Raw genomic sequence first — 16513 nt, forward strand, 5'->3', positions numbered from 1 at the left:
AATGATATTTTAACGTTAATACATCGTGATAGCCTGTCTTTAAGTGAGCCTTACTGAACCCTATTGCCTGCCACCGCTTGATCAACTTTGGCAGGTTTTCGGACAAAACGAATACCCGAATCAAGTGCTTTTGTTTTTAGTAAAGCAAGCGCTTGCTGCTCCCATGTACTTTCACTTCCTGACAAGGTCATATCAGGCTCTACCCCGATTCCATCGATCTTATTGCCTGACGCTGTCATATAGTTAGCGACGGTGAGTTTGACAGCCTGCTCATCATTCAGTGGGATGACCGACTGTACAGACCCTTTACCATAGCTAATTTCACCAACGATTGTGGCACGTTTTTGTGCTTGTAAGCTACTGGCCAGCACCTCTGCCGCTGACGCCGAATAGCGATTTTGCAGCACCACCACTGGCAATGATTCAAGTATCGCCAGACCTTGAGTGGATAGCGTACGCGTGTCACTTTGACGACCTTTTACTTGTACCACATCAGTGTCGCTCATAAACAAACTGGCCACGCTCACCGCCGACGTTAGCACCCCACCTGGATTATCACGCATATCGAGCAAGATACCTGTAATAGGTGCGTCTAGATCTATCAAGCCTTCCAAGAGCTTTTCACGGCTATTATTTTGAAAGGCAGGCAACTTAATAACAGCGATACCGTCAATGAGACTTGCCTCGACCGTTTGAGGGTGACTGTTATTACGCTGCAAGGTGGTGGTATGTTTGCGGCGACCAGCTTTTGAGGTGACAACATCTACTTGCGTCCCCGCAATCCCTGTCAAAAGCTGCTCAATATCGTTACTTTCTTTATCTTCATCAAGCTTGAAATCACCGACTTGATGTAAATAATCGCCAACCGCAATGCCCTTTTTATCTGCAGGCGATGCATCAATAACCTCTGTAATCACCCAATAGCCATCTGTAGGCTGATAATTGACTTTGATACCCACATCACCCACATCACCTTCGGTAAAGGCACGCAGATTTTCATAAGCCTCAGCATCTAAAAATTCAGCATGACTATCTAGCTTAGTCAACATACCACTCAACGCATTATTGAACAGCTCTTCATCGTTGACCGCATCTACATATTCACGGCGTACCAAATCTACTACCGCAACAAACGTCTTGAGCGTTTCTGGAGAAATGGCATTCAATGATACTTGCGCAACCTCAGGTGGAATACTGACATCGATCTCGTTCGTGTCATCGGTCAAGGCACTCTCATCTGCGACACTGTCTATCGAATCGTCAACTTGGTCGGCCGACTCAAGCATATCAGCGACATCTGATAAATTATTAGCGTCATCTTCTGTGGCTATCTCATCGTTATTTAAGCTAATCAGTTGTAGACTGGCGGTGGGATTATTGATGGTCGCATTAGCTGGTGACCTCGCTGCTTGTGCGTACATACTAGCAGTGCTGAGCCCAAGCAGACCTATCATCAATGCAGGTTTAAAAATAGTCGGCGCAGTGAATACCTTCATTGCTTGTTTGCCCAATCGCTTCGTCACTGGTAAGCGCATAAAATAAATAGAACGCATAAGAGAACTCGTTTAATAATAGAATTATTTTTATAGATATATGGATAAATATTTATCTCATAAGATAGCATCAAGAGCCAGTCTAAGACTAGGAGAGTATTGCAAGTAACATTCACGATAACTGATATGATTTCATCAAATGATGAGTAGCGGTGTCAAGTTTGTTTAGCAGGCGAAATATCATGCTTACCCTTATTTTTCTCACTATCCAAACATTTAAAGATAATAAAGTCAGCCAAATATCTCTTAAAAAACAGATCAAAAAAAGGAGAGACAATAAATATCTCTCCTCTTTCTATTACTTCTAACAACGCTAGTAAGTTGTCAATATAATAGTATTAAATGCCTGACTTACAACGCTGGAACCAGTAAGCTTTCGCCCGTCATTTCAGCAGGCTGCTCAATATCCATCAGCGCCAAAATAGTCGGTGCGACATCGCTCAACTTACCACGGCTACGTACTTGTAGCTTTTTCTCACCCACGTAAATGAGCGGTACATGTTCAGTGGTATGTTGAGTATGTACTTGACCACTTTCGTAATCTTGCATCTGCTCACAGTTGCCATGATCTGCCGTGATAAGCATATCACCGCCAGCAGCGCGTACCGCTGACTCAATACGGCCAACACAGACATCTAGTGCCTCTACTGCTTTTACGGCCGCATCAAAAATCCCTGTATGACCTACCATATCACCATTGGCATAGTTGACAATTAACACGTCATATTTGCCTGATTCAATGGCAGCCACTAATTTATCGGTCACTTCAGGCGCACTCATCTCTGGTTTCAGATCATAAGTCGCCACATCTGGAGAGGGTACGAGAATACGTGTTTCGCCATCATACTCTTCTTCACGACCACCGCTAAAGAAAAACGTCACATGCGCGTATTTTTCAGTTTCAGCGATACGCAGCTGAGTTTTACCATTGTCTTGCAAATACTCGCCAAGTGTATTGGTCAACGACGTGGGATAATAAGCAACGCTAGTTTTGGGATTGTCTGCTAAAACGTCAGAATATTTGGTCAGCATCACAAATGCGGCAAGTTTTGGCTGCTTATTGCGGGCAAACCCTGAAAACTCATGATCTGGTAATACAAAGGCTTGCGCCAACTCACGGGCACGGTCAGCACGGAAGTTCATAAAGATAAGCGCGTCATTGTCATCAACGGTATATGGCACTTCATCACGGCCAATCACTACGGTCGGGTTAATAAATTCATCGGTTTCGCGTGCCTTATAAGCAGCTTGTACTGCGCCATCTGCACGCGTAGACAGACGATCGGCTTTACCTTCAGTGATAAGCTCATAGGCTTTTTGCACACGATCCCAGCGATTGTCACGATCCATTGCATAATAGCGCCCAATGATACTGGCAATCTGTACGCGGCCGCCTTCATAATGAGCATTAAGCTTATTGATATGATCCCGCAGACGATTAATATACTTATCCGCCGATTTAGGTGGGGTGTCGCGTCCATCCAAGAAGCAATGAACAAAGACATTTTTGGCGCCGTGCACTAACGCCGAGTGGCACATTGCTTCGATGTGATCTTGATGCGAATGTACACCACCATCTGACAGTAAACCCATGATATGGACGTTACCACCCAACTCGTTCGCGGCTTTAACCGCCTTGACTAAGGCTTCGTTTTTATAAAACTCACGATTGGCCACTTCACTTGAGATACGAGTCGAATCTTGATACAGAACGCGACCCGCACCTAAGTTCATGTGCCCAACTTCTGAATTGCCAAACTGCCCATCTGGCAAACCAACATCTTCTCCAGAAGCAGATATCAATCCATGCGGATATTGCTGATAAATCCTATCCAAATTTGGCATACTGGCGGCAGCAATCGCATTATCCTTATCGTCTTCACGATGCCCAAAACCATCTAATATCATTAAGACATGCGGCACTTTTTTATTTTGATCGCCATCCTGCTTACTATTGAGCTGAGCCTGATTATCATCGATAAATGCTGATTGTTGCTGGGTATTGGTCATGGATTACCGCTCCTCAAGTGAATGAACGCCTATAATGCTATATTAGGATGTTTAAAGCCCTCTATATTAACACACATCTTAAAATAGCTGAAAAATCGTCATTTTACGCCCACTCTTAAGCGTTTAAAGCATACTTATTTAAAGCACATCTATACAGTAGAAAAGGCAGTTAAAACTTAATAGCAATAATGCCACTCTCTAAATCTACGTATCAATCTGTAAATCATACTTGCAATCATTCAAACCATTCGTTAAGATAATTATATTCTGAAGTGTTGGCTAGTAGATGTTTATTCCCTGAGCCGATAATGCTTTACCAGGATGTGGTACCTATTGCTTCATTGTGTATGCCTGCACCGCTTGCGGTGTATCAGGAAACCTGCAGAGGCAGTGACGCATCCGCCCTGAACTTCACGGTTCATGGGTCACCATCTTACAGCGGCACTTCGGTTGTTCTATTCGGTTAATTATTATTTTATTTATATTCGTTAGGTTTACTTATAATCTACCACTTAGTAATAACCATTAAAAAGCCCCTTTTATCATTGATAAAAGGGGCTTTTTCTATGCTTGCCGATTAATTCTACTATTCATCATTGGCAGATTTGGTGATTTTTTTCACATCCTTGGGAATGGTTTTTGCTGTCCCATCAATCGTTGTATGCTGTTTAAACCCATCACCAAACGGGTTTTGTTGTTGACCAAATGGGTTCTGATTATTCATACCACCTGCGCCGCCGAATGGGTTTTGACCGCCCATGCCACCAAACGGATTTTGTCCGCCGCCCATCTGTCCACCCATTTGCTTGGCCATCATTTCCATCATTTTTTGCTGATTATTCATGACATAATTATTAGCAAAGTCTTTGAGCTTCTTTTGCACGGGTGGCAATATCACCAATAATGCGAGCAAATCGCTCAGCACACCTGGAATGAGTAGCAGAATACCAGCCGCTGCCATGGCCACACTTTTCATCATGGTTGATTCTTGCGGACGCATCGATGGGTTCATCATGCCACCTGCTTTCATTTGCTGCGCCATTGGATTGAGGGCAGCCATCCCTTTACGCAAGAGGGAGATACCGATGACTGCGGCGATAATAAACCACATAAATACCCACCAACCACTCATAAACTGAGCAAGCAAATACCAAAGTAGCATTTCGATAATAAACCAAACAATGGCAATACCAACTATCTGACCCATAAAGTGTCGTCCTATAAGATAAAATCTAAAAAATTAAGCGCCATGAAAATTAAAATGGCTAACATATGATGTATATGGGGATTGATTGCTATACTATCAAACTTAAGGCTGATTTTTAAGCCATATAGTCGGTACAATATAATTTGGATACAAGGAAGATGAGTAAAAGTACTACGAGTAATAGGCTGAGCGAGTCTGACACCGTATCTGATTTATATAGGATTGAATATAAAATAAAATGTAAGCAAGATGGGATATTATGGCAATTATTATCGGGATTGATCCTGGTTCGCGCATGACCGGTTATGGCATCGTGCAACAAACAGGCGACAAACTCACCTATATCGATGCAGGTACCATACGTACCGACACCAAAGAGATGCCTGAACGTCTAAAGCGGATTTTTAATGGCTTAACGCGCATCACACAGCATCATTTGAAATATGCAGATGAGCCTATTTATACGGCTATCGAGCAAGTGTTTATGGCAGAAAACCCTGACTCAGCGTTGAAACTTGGGCAAGCGCGAGGTGCTGCTATTGCCGCCATGGTTGCTCTAGACTTAGAAGTATCAGAATATACCGCTCGCCAGATTAAGCAAGCCGTTTGCGGTTATGGCGCAGCGGCCAAAGAGCAAGTGCAAGAGATGGTCTGCCGCATACTATATTTGGATGTCGTGCCACAGCAAGATGCCGCCGATGGTCTTGCCTGCGCCATCTGTCATGCGCATTCAAGCCATTCCATGAATAAATTAATATTAAACAGCGCCATGCGTGGGCGCGGTGCGTCTAAGAAAAAAGGCCGCTGGCGTTTGACAGAAGAAGATTTAGGCAATTTGCGTTAAGAACGCTTATAAAACAAGCATAAAAAAACACGCGTCTAAATGCCGCGTGTTTTTCGAACTGTCTAAGCTATTTACACTATAGTTTTACTGTAAAATCGCTTTACTATAAAAATGCAACTGCTTAAATCGACTACTCTGCGACGGCACTTTCAATCACTGCATCCAACACATAAGCATATTCTTCGCCTTCTATACTATTGCTATCGTCACTGTCTAATGGGTAACGCTGTAAACGTAATACTTCATCGTGCATGCCATCATGCTGATAGCCATCGATTTCACCCGTAAAGACTGCCCACTTGCCTTCGCTCATTTTAATACCTTGGTCATCATAGGTAATGGGTTTCACTTGTAGACACATCTCTAAGCCATTATCGGTGCAAGGTATCATTTTCGAGCTTACTGCCCAGAATACGGTCTCACCTTTACTATTATACTTGGCTTGTGAGGTAAGCCTGCCTTCCCAAATCAACGTTGCTCCATCACTGGTGACTTGGGTTAATATTGGCTTATCACTCTTGAGACTATCATCCTGAGAGTTGTTGTCTTTAGCGTCGCCATCTTTGGCACTGTTAGCTCTCACTAATGTTAACTGGCTTTCACCTTGCATCAGCTGACTTAAACTATTTTCAGCCTTATCAAGCTCGCCACAAGACATTTTCGTACTCATACCCTCTTCAACAGTCAAAGTATGACCTTGCAATTGGTAACCGGCGCTCATGGTATTACAACCAACGCTATAACTTAACGTATTCTCACCTTGGTATTGATTAAAAGACAAACGCACTTGGTCTTTAATATCCGTCAGCATGTTTAATGGCTGTGCGCCTTTGTCCATTACAGACATCAATGTCCAACGATAACGTGAAAGATTGGAAATCATTTTCTCTTCATCGCTCATCTTATCCATCTGAGTATCATCCGTTACTGCATCAGCATTCATATCTATGCCATCATCATTTATTGCATCAGCGCTTGTCTGATTACCTTCTTGTACGTCACTTTCATTGGGTAAAGAAGCATCTTGGCAAGCACTTAATGCCAAGCTTAGTGCCAACAAACTTGGTAGTAAAGTGAATCGAATTGGCCGTTTTTTAACAGATGAGGTCATAGCAGTTATACCTTGTGGTTATCCCTTTTTTAAGTCAAAGTATTTAAAAAATCAGGTTAAATATTTAACAATAAGGGGCTGATGATATCCACTTAATTAAAGCGTCACAATTCACCACTATAGCGCCGTTGATTACTATGGTTGTAACAAAGTGTTTATTTTTATGAATTCATCGTAACTGCTATTTTAATATTTAAAAGTACCATAAAAAATCAATGGTCTCAGATAATTGAAAATTTCATCAATTATTCAAGACCATCAGTGATGTCGCATTTTTAATTTTTCGCGCTAGTCTTACTCGCTAGTCTTACTCGTTTGTATGAGCAATTTTGGCTTTTGCCATATTTTTAATACTGAAACGCTCATTCATCATTTGATAAAAACGCGCAAGATTTTCGCCCTGCTCATTCGGATTTACGTTAAGGACTTTACCAAAATCTAAACCGAGATATAGGACGATATCAGCAAAGCTTAATTGATCCCCGACCAAATACTCACGACCTTCTAAAATATTTTCAAAATAAGCAAGGGCTTTAACAGCCCGTGCAACAGATGGCGCGACAAACTCTGGGACTTGCTCAACGCGTTGGGCTTTGGACGGATGACTGTGCTGAAAAGCCAGCATAAAGTTATATAATACCTCAAACTCAGCAATGCGGCGCATAGCGCACACTTGCGCACGTTGTATCACATCATTGCCCATCACCGAGCGCTCACCATAGACACGGTCGAGATACTCACATACAGCCTGTGAATCATTGAGTACAGTGCCATCACCTAGTGTTAGAACTGGCACGGTCTGCATTGGATTTATTTTGGTGAACTTGTCTGACATTTGCTCATTGGCAGCAAAATCAATATCAATCACGTCCACATCATCCATATCATCGACATCGATACCTTTTGATGCTAACAAAATAAGGGCTTTACGTGGATTGGGTGCAGTACGGGTGACGTATAGTTTTTTCATGGCAAACTCCTTGTAAGATTGGGTAAAAGCGAGGCAACGCTATCTAGTTTTATTATGGTTATTACGCTGTTGATGATAAATGAAGACTGACCATCCTTTATACAACAGTTATATCCTACTCTGCTCATCATAGCAAAGCCTTATTAGGCTTGCTTTTTTGATCAGAGACTAAACAACAAAAAGCCCCACAACGTTACGTCATGAGGCTTCATTGCATTCATCCAATCATGCTACTTATTTATTGGGTGCAGGCGTGGTACGTAAATAAGGCTTAATTTCTGTATAACCTTTAGGGTATTTGGCCGCAATATCTTCGTTTTTAACACTTGGTGGAATGATGACATCATCACCGTCTTTCCAGTCAACTGGCGTCGCAATATTATATTCATCAGACAGTTGCAGAGCATCAATGACACGGATAATCTCGTCAAAATTACGACCACAGCTCGCAGGATAAGTCAGCGTTAAGCGGATTTTTTTATTTGGATCAATAATGAAGACACTGCGTACCGTATGCGTGCTATCTGCATTTGGATGCATCATGTCATATAGCTCAGCGACTTCTTTGTTCGGATCAGCAATGATTGGAAAATTTAGCTCAGTACCTTGAGTCTCACCAATGTCTTTTGCCCACGCATGATGGTCATCGATACCATCAACAGAGATACAGATTGGCTTGACACCACGCTTTTGAAATTCGCCATTCAGTGCCGCAGCACGGCCAAGCTCAGTCGTACATACTGGCGTAAAATCAGCTGGATGGGAGAAAAAAACGACCCAATTATCGCCTGCCCACTCGTGAAAGTTGATGTCACCTTCCGTGGTTGCAGCGTCAAAATTCGGTGCGATATCGCCTAAACGTAAATGTGCCATGCTTAATTCCTTAGCTATGTTAGTGATGAGCACTAATATCCAAAGATATTCACGCGCTCTATTATTATCAACGTACTTCTTATTATCAACGTGCCCTGTCAGATATTACACAATAACTCAAAGCACGTCAGCAAAAATTCTATTTTATCTTAGCAAACTGGTTATGACTGTCTTATGAAGGATTGTAATGCGGTTATTCTGTTTATTACTAGGTAACTTAGCATAGACTTAACGAATGAATCAAATCACCATTCCAGAATCCCATAAACAAAAATCACCGAATTTACCTTTTTTACTGGTACCACCTGCTGCACGCCCAGCATCTGTTAATGTAAGCTCACCTTCTTGCTCTTGTAAATAGCCCGCTGCAAGTAACTTATCATTTAACTCTTGGGTCTTAAAACCCAGCTCTTTGGCAAGCTTCGCCGTCGTTAATTTAGAATAATTAGGCGTTGCCACTTCTGTAGCAGTAGGTGCGACCGTTGTATTAGCACTATTGCTGGGCATTGTATGACTGTTAGTAGCAGTATTATCAGTCCTACCATCAGATTCGGTCACTTTTTCAAGCGACATGCGCACTTCATCGCTGATACGAATAATGCGCTGTGCCTCCTCATAAGTATCGGCATATAGTTTGGCATCTTCATTACGATAAATCAGCACGCCCATTTCATTATTATTGACTTGACTAAATTCATAAAGGTTCAAACTGGTAATGATGCATTCGTTTTCATTGAGGTAGCACTTCGCATGCAAATTTTTGCAAAAGCTGGTACGAATAAATGTCAGATTTTTGAGCCAGTTTATTTCTTCTGGGTGCAAATCATTCTTGCCATAGACAATGCGAATATCGATTTTTAGGCGATTACGGTCTTCTAATAGCTCTTTAATACGCTCATTCAGCTTTAGATAGGGACTGATGATAATCAACCTATCAGACGCACTTTTAATCAATTCTTCTAAATGGTAAGTCGTGCCACTGCTGTTTAAAAATTTTGCCATTATTATTTCCTCAAGTCTTACGATCAATCACTTTATAATCATGCACAAAAAAGCCCATCCCTAGCGTACTAGAAATGGGCAAGCTTGCAAACTACTATTGTTCAGTAGCTTTTCAAATAAGCGCTAATGCCGTTAATAGTGATAAATTAAGCTGGCTTATAGCTGTCACGCAAGCTGACGATTTGGTTAAAGACTGGTTTGTCAGTGCTATGGTCTTCGCTATCAGAGATAAAGTAACCTTCACGCTCAAACTGGAAGCGTGTGCCAGCGTCCGCATTCACCAATGACGGTTCCACCACGGCATTGAGTTCAGTCAACGAGTTAGGATTCAATGCTTGATGGACGTCAGCGACGCCACTTGGGTCTTCAACACTAAATAACTGCTCATACATGCGCACCGTTGCTGGAATGCCTTGGCTAGCTGATACCCAATGAATCACGCCTTTAACCTTACGACCTTCAGGATTTTGACCCAATGTCGTCGGATCAATCGTCGCTTTTAGTTCGACCACATTGCCCGCTTCATCCGTAATGTGCTCAGTCACTGCCAATACATAGGTATTACGCAAACGGATTTCTGGCTTTTCTGGCGATAGACGCTTATACCCTGCTGGCGGCTCAATCTCGTAATCGCCTTGATCGATATAAAGGGCTTCAGTGAAAGGGATTTCACGCTCGCCCATATCGACATTAGGATGGTTCGGCTGCGTCAGCCATAAGGTTTGCGAAGCATCATCAAAGCGAGCATTGACGCTGTCCGCTTTTTGCGACTCCCAACTGCTGACCGCTTCGGCAAAGTTGGTAATGGTCACTTTTAATGGCTTAAGTACCGCCATACCACGACCTGTGGTCGTCTCTAATGATTGGCGAATGCTGAATTCTAATAAGCGAAAGTCAACGACGCTGTCGACTTTGGTTACACCAACACGCTCACAGAAATCACGTAAACCCTCTGGTGTATAACCACGGCGACGCATGCCAGCTATCGTCGGCATACGCGGATCATCCCAACCACTAACGATATTTTCGTCAACCAACTGTTTAAGCTTACGCTTGCTGGTCAAGGTATGATCGACATTTAAGCGGCTAAATTCATACTGGTGCGGTGGTACATCAAAGCCAATTTTGTCAATGACCCAATCATAAAATGGACGATGATCTTCAAACTCCAGCGTACATAATGAATGGGTAATGCCTTCGAGTGCATCAGAGAGCGGATGGGCAAAATCATACATAGGATAAATGCACCATTTATCACCCGTTTGGTGATGCGCTTGATGCATGACGCGATAGATGACAGGGTCACGCATGTTCATATTTGGGCTTGCCATATCAATCTTGGCACGTAACACGGCTTTGCCTTCCGCAAACTTGCCTTCTTTCATGCCGTTAAAGAGGGTCAAGTTTTCTTCAACACTGGCAGAACGATGTGGTGACGCTGTGCCAGCCTCATTGAATGAGCCTCGGTTTTCTTTAATTTGCTCAGGTGACTGCAAGTCTACATAGGCATCACCCTGTTCAATCAACTGCACAGCCCATGCATACAACTGGTCGAAGTAGCCTGACGCATGGTGCGCCTCTCCTGCCCACTCAAATCCAAGCCATTTGACATCATTTTCGATATTATCGATGAAGTCTTGCTTTTCTGCGGTTGGGTTGGTGTCATCAAAACGCAGGTTACAAACACCACCAAACTCTTCGGCCACGCCAAAGTTTAGGCAGATAGATTTTACGTGCCCCAAGTGCAAGTAGCCGTTTGGCTCTGGCGGAAAGCGCGTCACGATTTGTGGGTATTTTTGTGCCTTGACATCGTCACGAATGATATTGCGAATAAAATCGTTTTTTTGTTCGTCTTTTTGTGCATTGTTGCTTGAGTGTTCACTCATCGGGCATTGCTCCTAACGCAAATTGTCAGTTCATGCTACGTGCCATCACGCAGCATGGAAAATTCAAACCAAATCATTAAAAACAAGTTATTAAAAATGATAATAAAAAGCTAAAGTTGCGTTATTCTATCAGCTTTTGCAAAGGCATTAACAGCCTGATACATGACACGAGATAAAAAAGCCGTTAGACTAGCCATAACTTTTTAATCACCAACTTTTTAGCCACCACTTAACAGCGTCATTTTAGGCGCTGCAATCAAAGAGGAATATCACATGGTAGACATGCCACCAGTAGTAGAACTAGACACCAATATGGGTGCGATCGTTATCGAACTCAATGAAGAAAAAGCACCAAAAACCGTTGAAAACTTTTTAAACTATGTAAAATCTGGTCATTATGACGGTACGATTTTCCATCGCATCATTGACGGCTTTATGATTCAAGGCGGCGGAATGGACGCTGAAATGAATGAAAAAGCGACCAATGCCCCTGTTGAAAACGAAGCAGACAACGGTCTAAAAAACGACGCTGGTACGATTGCGATGGCGCGTACGCAAGATCCGCATTCAGCAACCAGCCAGTTTTTCGTTAACGTAAAAGACAACGACTTCCTAAACCACTCTGGCAAAAATATGCAAGGTTGGGGCTACACCGTATTTGGTAAAGTAACAAGCGGTATGGATGTCATCGAAAAAATGCGCGGCGTACCTACTGGTCGTTTCGGCATGCATGCTGATGTGCCAAAAGAGCCAGTGGTTATCAATTCAGCGACTATTATTACTAAATAACTGTCTCTCAGTAATCATTCTTCAATAGTTATTACTCAGTAGCGATAAGTCTGTAAAAGCTTATGAGTCGTTGCTGTTTAAAATTACGAGGATAAGGATAAATGCAAAGTTTTGACCACCTAATTACCACCCGCCCTCATGAGGTGCGGCAAGTATTGATTAGCGATTTGCATTTATCGCCTGAAGAGCCTGCCTTAGTGCAGGCTTTTTTGGCGCTGCTTGATGATTGCCTTGCTCTGCCTGCGCTCAAGCGCTTATTTATCTTAGGTGATTGGTTTGAAGTTTGGCTCGGTGATGATTTTTATTTGTCTTTATCCGACGAGGAACGACAAAGTCATTGGCTCACTCCGCTTATCGTTAAATTAAAAAAACTGCGCATAGCTGGCTGCGAGATTTTGGTCATGCATGGCAACCGTGATTTTTTATTAGGTCAGCCATTCTGCAATCTATTTGGTGGCGAGCTTATTTATGAGCCGTATACTTTGACTGTCGGTAAGCAAAGCTATCGCTTAGAGCACGGTGATGCGCTGTGTACTGATGATAAAAAGTATCAGTTTTTTCGCAAAATCATGCGTAATCGGTTAACCCAGTGGTATTTGCTCAACAAATCTTTAGAAAAGCGTTTGGCTATCGCCGATAAAATGCGGCAAAAAAGCCAGCAGAATAATGCCAATAAAGCAGCACGTATCATGGATGTCAATGATGATGCTGTGCTGCAAGCCATCAGCGATAGCGATGCTTTACTGCACGGACATACTCATCGTCCAGCTATTTATCACGCGACTCATGATAAAAAACGCTACGTGCTTGGCGACTGGCGATTGTTAGATAAAGACACCCGCCAGCCAAAAGTCAGTGCGGTGGTCGGCACAGTGACAGGCGACGAGCATTCAAATGACAGTTTTAATAGTATTGCTGCTGAATTTAGATTGATTGAGTTTAAGTCGCTCATTTAATGTCGTTTTTTTTGAGCGCCTCTGAACAATAAAAAAGGTCTGTTGAATTATCAACAGACCTCTTTTTATATAAATGACACTGCATGATTGACGCGAATCTAAGTGTCAAACTATTGGTCGCTCAACTCTTACTTTACGGTATTAATTTAAAGAAATGCTGACGATAATGCTTTAGCTCACGAATAGAATCACGAATATCATCTAATGCTAAATGACTGCCGCCTTTTTCAAAGTTTCTGAGAATATCAGGACGCCAGCGGAAGCAAAGCTCTTTGATTGACGACACATCCAGATTGCGATAATGGAAGAATTTTTCTAATTCCGGCATTTGACGCGCCATAAAGCGGCGATCTTGACAGATAGAATTGCCACACATTGGCGACTTACCACTATCGACCCATTTATTGAGAAACTTAATCGTCTCAGCTTCGGCCTCTGCCAATGTCACGGTACTACGGCGGACACGGTCGACCAATCCTGACTGACCATGCTGCTTGGTATTCCAATCATCCATTTTATTTAACGTTTGATCCGATACTTTTATAGCGAACACTGGCCCTTCGGCTAGGACATTTAAATCTTCATCAGTGACAACGGTAGCAATCTCGATAATCTCGTCATTCAAGGTATCCAGCCCGGTCATTTCTAGGTCAATCCATACCAGCCCTTTTTTGCCTTGGTTTCTAATTTTAATCTTGTTGGGGTGGTCACCGGTACTCATAAAATATCCTATGGTCAATAAAGTTTAGAACAACTTTGGAGCAATATTAATTAGATAAATCGCCTATCAATGTTCATGCATAAGTAGCAAAACGTTGCATCTACTGATTTATAACCCTTAAAACGTTACAAAATCTCTGTCTGCAGCAGGCGCTTTAGGCTGTATGTTATCAAACTTTCACGCTACACTTAGCAATATTTTTTTAATAGGTTTAAAACCCATGGCATTAATTCGGCAACGCAAACTGACTAAGCAACAGATTCGTCGCATCGACAAACAACAGCTGGCAAGTCAAGACAGCATCGATGACAGTTTGATGGATGGCGTAGTCATGGCGCATTATGGCAAGCAGTTGGAAGTACAAGTGACCAGCTTGCCTGCGGTGATACCCGTGCAGCCGGAGATTGCCCCCGATGATCCTGAGCCGTTTTGGCAAGAGCTGGCATTAGGCGATATTTGGCGTTGTCATGTGCGTACTAACTTACCGATGCTAGCTGCTGGCGACCAAGTACGCTGGAGTGCCGATCCTAACACGGGCTTTGGACGTATTGAATCGGTCAAGCCGCGTACCTCTCTGGTCTCGCGTCCTGATCGTTATCATAAACTTAAACCTGTCGCCGCCAATGTCGATATTTTGGCGATTGTATTTGCGCCGCTACCTGCTGCCGCGCCAACCCTCATCGATCGTTATTTGGTCGTCTGTCATCATGCTGGCGTAAAGCCGCTGTTGGTGCTTAATAAAGCCGATTTATTGGCAGAAGAAAACGGCGTCGATACCAAAGAATTATTGGCACAATATGCTTCTCTCGGTTATGAGAGCGTTCTCACCTCAGTCGACTGCCCTGAAAACGTTGCGGATAGTGATGAGCAAGAAGGGCTGGATGAATTAAAACGTTATATCGATAAAAAACTGGTTATTTTTGCGGGACAATCTGGTGTCGGTAAAAGCAGTTTAATCAATGCACTACTACCTGAATCGGCACAAAGCGTCAATATCATCTCTGATAACTCAAAACTTGGTCAACACACCACCACCACCAGTCGCTTATTACCATTTAATCCAGCCGACTTGACCCAAGGCGGTATCGTCGATACGCCAGGTATCCGCGAATACGGCATTTGGCATCTCACACCCGATGATATCATTTCAGGATTTGTGGAGCTTGCACCGTTATCTGGCAACTGTCAGTTCCGTGATTGTCGTCATACTCACAACAGCAAAGGCTGCGCCCTATGGCAAGCGGTTGCTGACGGCGTGGTATTGCAGCGCCGTGTGGAAAACCTCGTTACCCTAAGAGAAGAGGCCGATACTAAGCCCTATTAATATTGGCATTATTGGTATCCGCCTTATTAATTGTAATCGCTGCCTTATAACTCGTTAATCGCTTGGTTGACCATCGCCCGTTTACTATGGATGGTCTAATCGGTATAATAGCGCCTTGTTCAGTATCGTTAGGCTGTCTTCTCAGCTTAACCGAACACTTATTTTTTTGGAGGTATGGTTTGGATCGTGCGCTGGAATTTGTGGGCAACCACCCGTTTTTATTTGGTATATTAGCCGTACTTGCCGTGCTATTTTTTACGATTGAAAACAAACGTAGTGGCAGAAAAATATCGCCCAATACCTTAGGTATGATGGTTAACTCGCAAAACGCGCAGCTAATCGATATTCGTGCCAAAAAGAAGTTTGAGACCGGTTACATCCAAGGCAGCCGTAACATACCGTTCACTGAGCTTAAAGACCGCTTAGAAGAAATCCGTGCAATTGAGCAGCCAGTGATTATCATTTGTGATATGGGTGTGCAAGCAGGCGCGGCGATTCAGATGATCGGCAAGGACAGTGTCTATCGCTTAGAAGGTGGTATCGGCGGCTGGCAAGCAGCGGGCATGCCATTGGTTGGTTTAAAAGACGCAAAGCCTAAAAATAAAGGCAAAGCCAAACCAAGTCTACATAAGTAGTCCGCTATACTGCTGTTTAAAAAATATTTAGCCCGTATCAATTGGTATATGATTGAGGCGCGTTGAATATTCACAAATAAAAAAGACACCTTATCGATAGGTGTTTTTTTGTTTGTGGCATTTATGCTACCGTCAGCGCTTTTATACTCAAACATCTTGAATTTGCTCTACTCATCCCCACTTTAATAACGAGCATTACCGAATCTATCTTCAATTTACTTGCTGGTAACGGATTATAAGAATTTTTATCAAATAATTATTTATAATACTTTTTATAATAAAACGGTTACCTTCTAAACTTATAAATAAGGATTTACCATGACTGTCGCTGTTAAAGTTTATACGACGCCTATCTGCCCATATTGCTCAAACGCCAAACAACTCTTAAAAACTAAAGGCGTTGACTACGAAGAAATTGGCATGCACGATATGAGCCGCGAAGAGCGTCAAGAATTAATGAAAAAAACCAATAACTATCGCACTGTGCCACAAATTTTCGTCGGTGAGACCTTTGTCGGTGGTTTTGATGAGCTCAATCAAATGAACCAACAAGGCAAACTTGACGAGCTATTAGCAGGTTAATCTGCTACTTTTCGTTGCTGTCTGTCTTTGCCTGTGCAATGATAGACAGC

General features: G+C 42.8%; 15 protein-coding genes and 1 other RNA gene. 7 read left to right on the forward strand and 9 right to left on the reverse strand.

Going from position 1 to position 16513, the window contains the following annotated elements; translation table 11 throughout:
- Positions 1-50: 50 nt before the first annotated feature.
- Together JMW85_RS10320 and gpmI are read right to left on the reverse strand one after the other, a co-directional pair.
- Positions 51-1553: a S41 family peptidase gene (locus JMW85_RS10320; protein WP_201581688.1), complete on the reverse strand. Its 1503-nt coding sequence runs from the start codon at positions 1551-1553 to the stop codon at positions 51-53.
- Between the two features lie 351 nt (positions 1554-1904).
- A complete protein-coding gene (gene gpmI / locus JMW85_RS10325) occupies positions 1905-3563 on the reverse strand; it encodes a 2,3-bisphosphoglycerate-independent phosphoglycerate mutase (RefSeq protein ID WP_201581689.1) in 1659 nt (552 codons plus the stop codon).
- Positions 3564-3824: 261 nt separating this feature from the next.
- Here gpmI and ssrS point away from each other — a divergent pair.
- Positions 3825-4020: non-coding RNA, 6S RNA (gene ssrS / locus JMW85_RS10330), on the forward strand.
- Between the two features lie 129 nt (positions 4021-4149).
- On the opposite strand, the gene JMW85_RS10335 is transcribed toward ssrS, so the two are convergent.
- Entirely contained in the window at positions 4150-4770 is a 621-nt protein-coding gene (locus JMW85_RS10335) for an FxsA family protein (RefSeq protein ID WP_055123798.1), read from the reverse strand.
- A gap of 259 nt (positions 4771-5029) precedes the next feature.
- Between JMW85_RS10335 and ruvC the strand changes: the two genes are divergently transcribed.
- Positions 5030-5614, forward strand: a complete 585-nt coding sequence (gene ruvC, locus JMW85_RS10340) for a crossover junction endodeoxyribonuclease RuvC (protein ID WP_201581690.1) — start codon at positions 5030-5032, stop codon at positions 5612-5614.
- Positions 5615-5744: 130 nt separating this feature from the next.
- Here the strand turns inward: ruvC and JMW85_RS10345 are convergent, their stop codons facing one another.
- From JMW85_RS10345 to JMW85_RS10365, 5 genes are all read right to left on the reverse strand, one after another.
- Complete coding sequence (locus tag JMW85_RS10345; protein WP_201581691.1) at positions 5745-6725, reverse strand: META domain-containing protein; 981 nt, start codon at positions 6723-6725, stop codon at positions 5745-5747.
- 307 nt (positions 6726-7032) lie between these two features.
- Positions 7033-7695 (reverse strand): glutathione S-transferase family protein, encoded by a 663-nt coding sequence (locus JMW85_RS10350; protein ID WP_201581692.1) that lies wholly within the window; start codon positions 7693-7695, stop codon positions 7033-7035.
- A gap of 234 nt (positions 7696-7929) precedes the next feature.
- Positions 7930-8568: a peroxiredoxin gene (locus JMW85_RS10355; protein WP_201581693.1), complete on the reverse strand. Its 639-nt coding sequence runs from the start codon at positions 8566-8568 to the stop codon at positions 7930-7932.
- 240 nt (positions 8569-8808) lie between these two features.
- The gene (locus JMW85_RS10360) at positions 8809-9570 is read right to left on the reverse strand and encodes a phospholipase D family protein (protein ID WP_201581694.1); all 762 of its coding nucleotides are present in this window, start codon (positions 9568-9570) and stop codon (positions 8809-8811) included.
- A gap of 146 nt (positions 9571-9716) precedes the next feature.
- Positions 9717-11456 (reverse strand): glutamine--tRNA ligase/YqeY domain fusion protein, encoded by a 1740-nt coding sequence (locus tag JMW85_RS10365; protein WP_201581695.1) that lies wholly within the window; start codon positions 11454-11456, stop codon positions 9717-9719.
- A 273-nt stretch (positions 11457-11729) separates the two neighbouring features.
- Here JMW85_RS10365 and JMW85_RS10370 point away from each other — a divergent pair, with 273 nt between their 5' ends.
- Positions 11730-12245 (forward strand): peptidylprolyl isomerase, encoded by a 516-nt coding sequence (locus JMW85_RS10370; RefSeq protein WP_045446977.1) that lies wholly within the window; start codon positions 11730-11732, stop codon positions 12243-12245.
- A gap of 101 nt (positions 12246-12346) precedes the next feature.
- Positions 12347-13201, forward strand: coding sequence for a UDP-2,3-diacylglucosamine diphosphatase (locus JMW85_RS10375; protein ID WP_201581696.1), 855 nt, complete (start codon positions 12347-12349; stop codon positions 13199-13201).
- Positions 13202-13334: 133 nt separating this feature from the next.
- Here JMW85_RS10375 and orn read toward each other — a convergent pair whose 3' ends face one another.
- The gene (gene orn / locus JMW85_RS10380; protein WP_045446983.1) at positions 13335-13922 is read right to left on the reverse strand and encodes an oligoribonuclease; all 588 of its coding nucleotides are present in this window, start codon (positions 13920-13922) and stop codon (positions 13335-13337) included.
- Positions 13923-14142: 220 nt separating this feature from the next.
- On the opposite strand from orn, the gene rsgA reads away from it, so the two are divergent.
- From rsgA to grxC, 3 genes are all read left to right on the forward strand, one after another.
- The gene (gene rsgA / locus JMW85_RS10385; RefSeq protein ID WP_055123794.1) at positions 14143-15246 is read left to right on the forward strand and encodes a ribosome small subunit-dependent GTPase A; all 1104 of its coding nucleotides are present in this window, start codon (positions 14143-14145) and stop codon (positions 15244-15246) included.
- Positions 15247-15425: 179 nt separating this feature from the next.
- Complete coding sequence (locus JMW85_RS10390; RefSeq protein WP_045446990.1) at positions 15426-15881, forward strand: rhodanese-like domain-containing protein; 456 nt, start codon at positions 15426-15428, stop codon at positions 15879-15881.
- A 318-nt stretch (positions 15882-16199) separates the two neighbouring features.
- Entirely contained in the window at positions 16200-16463 is a 264-nt protein-coding gene (grxC, locus tag JMW85_RS10395; RefSeq protein WP_045446994.1) for a glutaredoxin 3, read from the forward strand.
- The last annotated feature ends 50 nt before the right edge of the window (positions 16464-16513 follow it).

The organism is Psychrobacter glacincola, assembly GCF_904846075.1.
Taxonomy (GTDB): Bacteria; Pseudomonadota; Gammaproteobacteria; order Pseudomonadales; family Moraxellaceae; genus Psychrobacter; species Psychrobacter glacincola_C.

Excerpts from the sequence above, each read along its gene's own strand:
- JMW85_RS10320 (WP_201581688.1), bottom strand. The coding sequence starts at position 1,553 with ATGCGTTCTATTTATTTTATGCGCTTACCAGTGACGAAGCGATTGGGC.
- gpmI (WP_201581689.1), bottom strand. The coding sequence starts at position 3,563 with ATGACCAATACCCAGCAACAATCAGCATTTATCGATGATAATCAGGCT.
- JMW85_RS10335 (WP_055123798.1), bottom strand. The coding sequence starts at position 4,770 with ATGGGTCAGATAGTTGGTATTGCCATTGTTTGGTTTATTATCGAAATG.
- ruvC (WP_201581690.1), top strand. The coding sequence starts at position 5,030 with ATGGCAATTATTATCGGGATTGATCCTGGTTCGCGCATGACCGGTTAT.
- JMW85_RS10345 (WP_201581691.1), bottom strand. The coding sequence starts at position 6,725 with ATGACCTCATCTGTTAAAAAACGGCCAATTCGATTCACTTTACTACCA.
- JMW85_RS10350 (WP_201581692.1), bottom strand. The coding sequence starts at position 7,695 with ATGAAAAAACTATACGTCACCCGTACTGCACCCAATCCACGTAAAGCC.
- JMW85_RS10355 (WP_201581693.1), bottom strand. The coding sequence starts at position 8,568 with ATGGCACATTTACGTTTAGGCGATATCGCACCGAATTTTGACGCTGCA.
- JMW85_RS10360 (WP_201581694.1), bottom strand. The coding sequence starts at position 9,570 with ATGGCAAAATTTTTAAACAGCAGTGGCACGACTTACCATTTAGAAGAA.
- JMW85_RS10365 (WP_201581695.1), bottom strand. The coding sequence starts at position 11,456 with ATGAGTGAACACTCAAGCAACAATGCACAAAAAGACGAACAAAAAAAC.
- JMW85_RS10370 (WP_045446977.1), top strand. The coding sequence starts at position 11,730 with ATGGTAGACATGCCACCAGTAGTAGAACTAGACACCAATATGGGTGCG.
- JMW85_RS10375 (WP_201581696.1), top strand. The coding sequence starts at position 12,347 with ATGCAAAGTTTTGACCACCTAATTACCACCCGCCCTCATGAGGTGCGG.
- orn (WP_045446983.1), bottom strand. The coding sequence starts at position 13,922 with ATGAGTACCGGTGACCACCCCAACAAGATTAAAATTAGAAACCAAGGC.
- rsgA (WP_055123794.1), top strand. The coding sequence starts at position 14,143 with ATGGCATTAATTCGGCAACGCAAACTGACTAAGCAACAGATTCGTCGC.
- grxC (WP_045446994.1), top strand. The coding sequence starts at position 16,200 with ATGACTGTCGCTGTTAAAGTTTATACGACGCCTATCTGCCCATATTGC.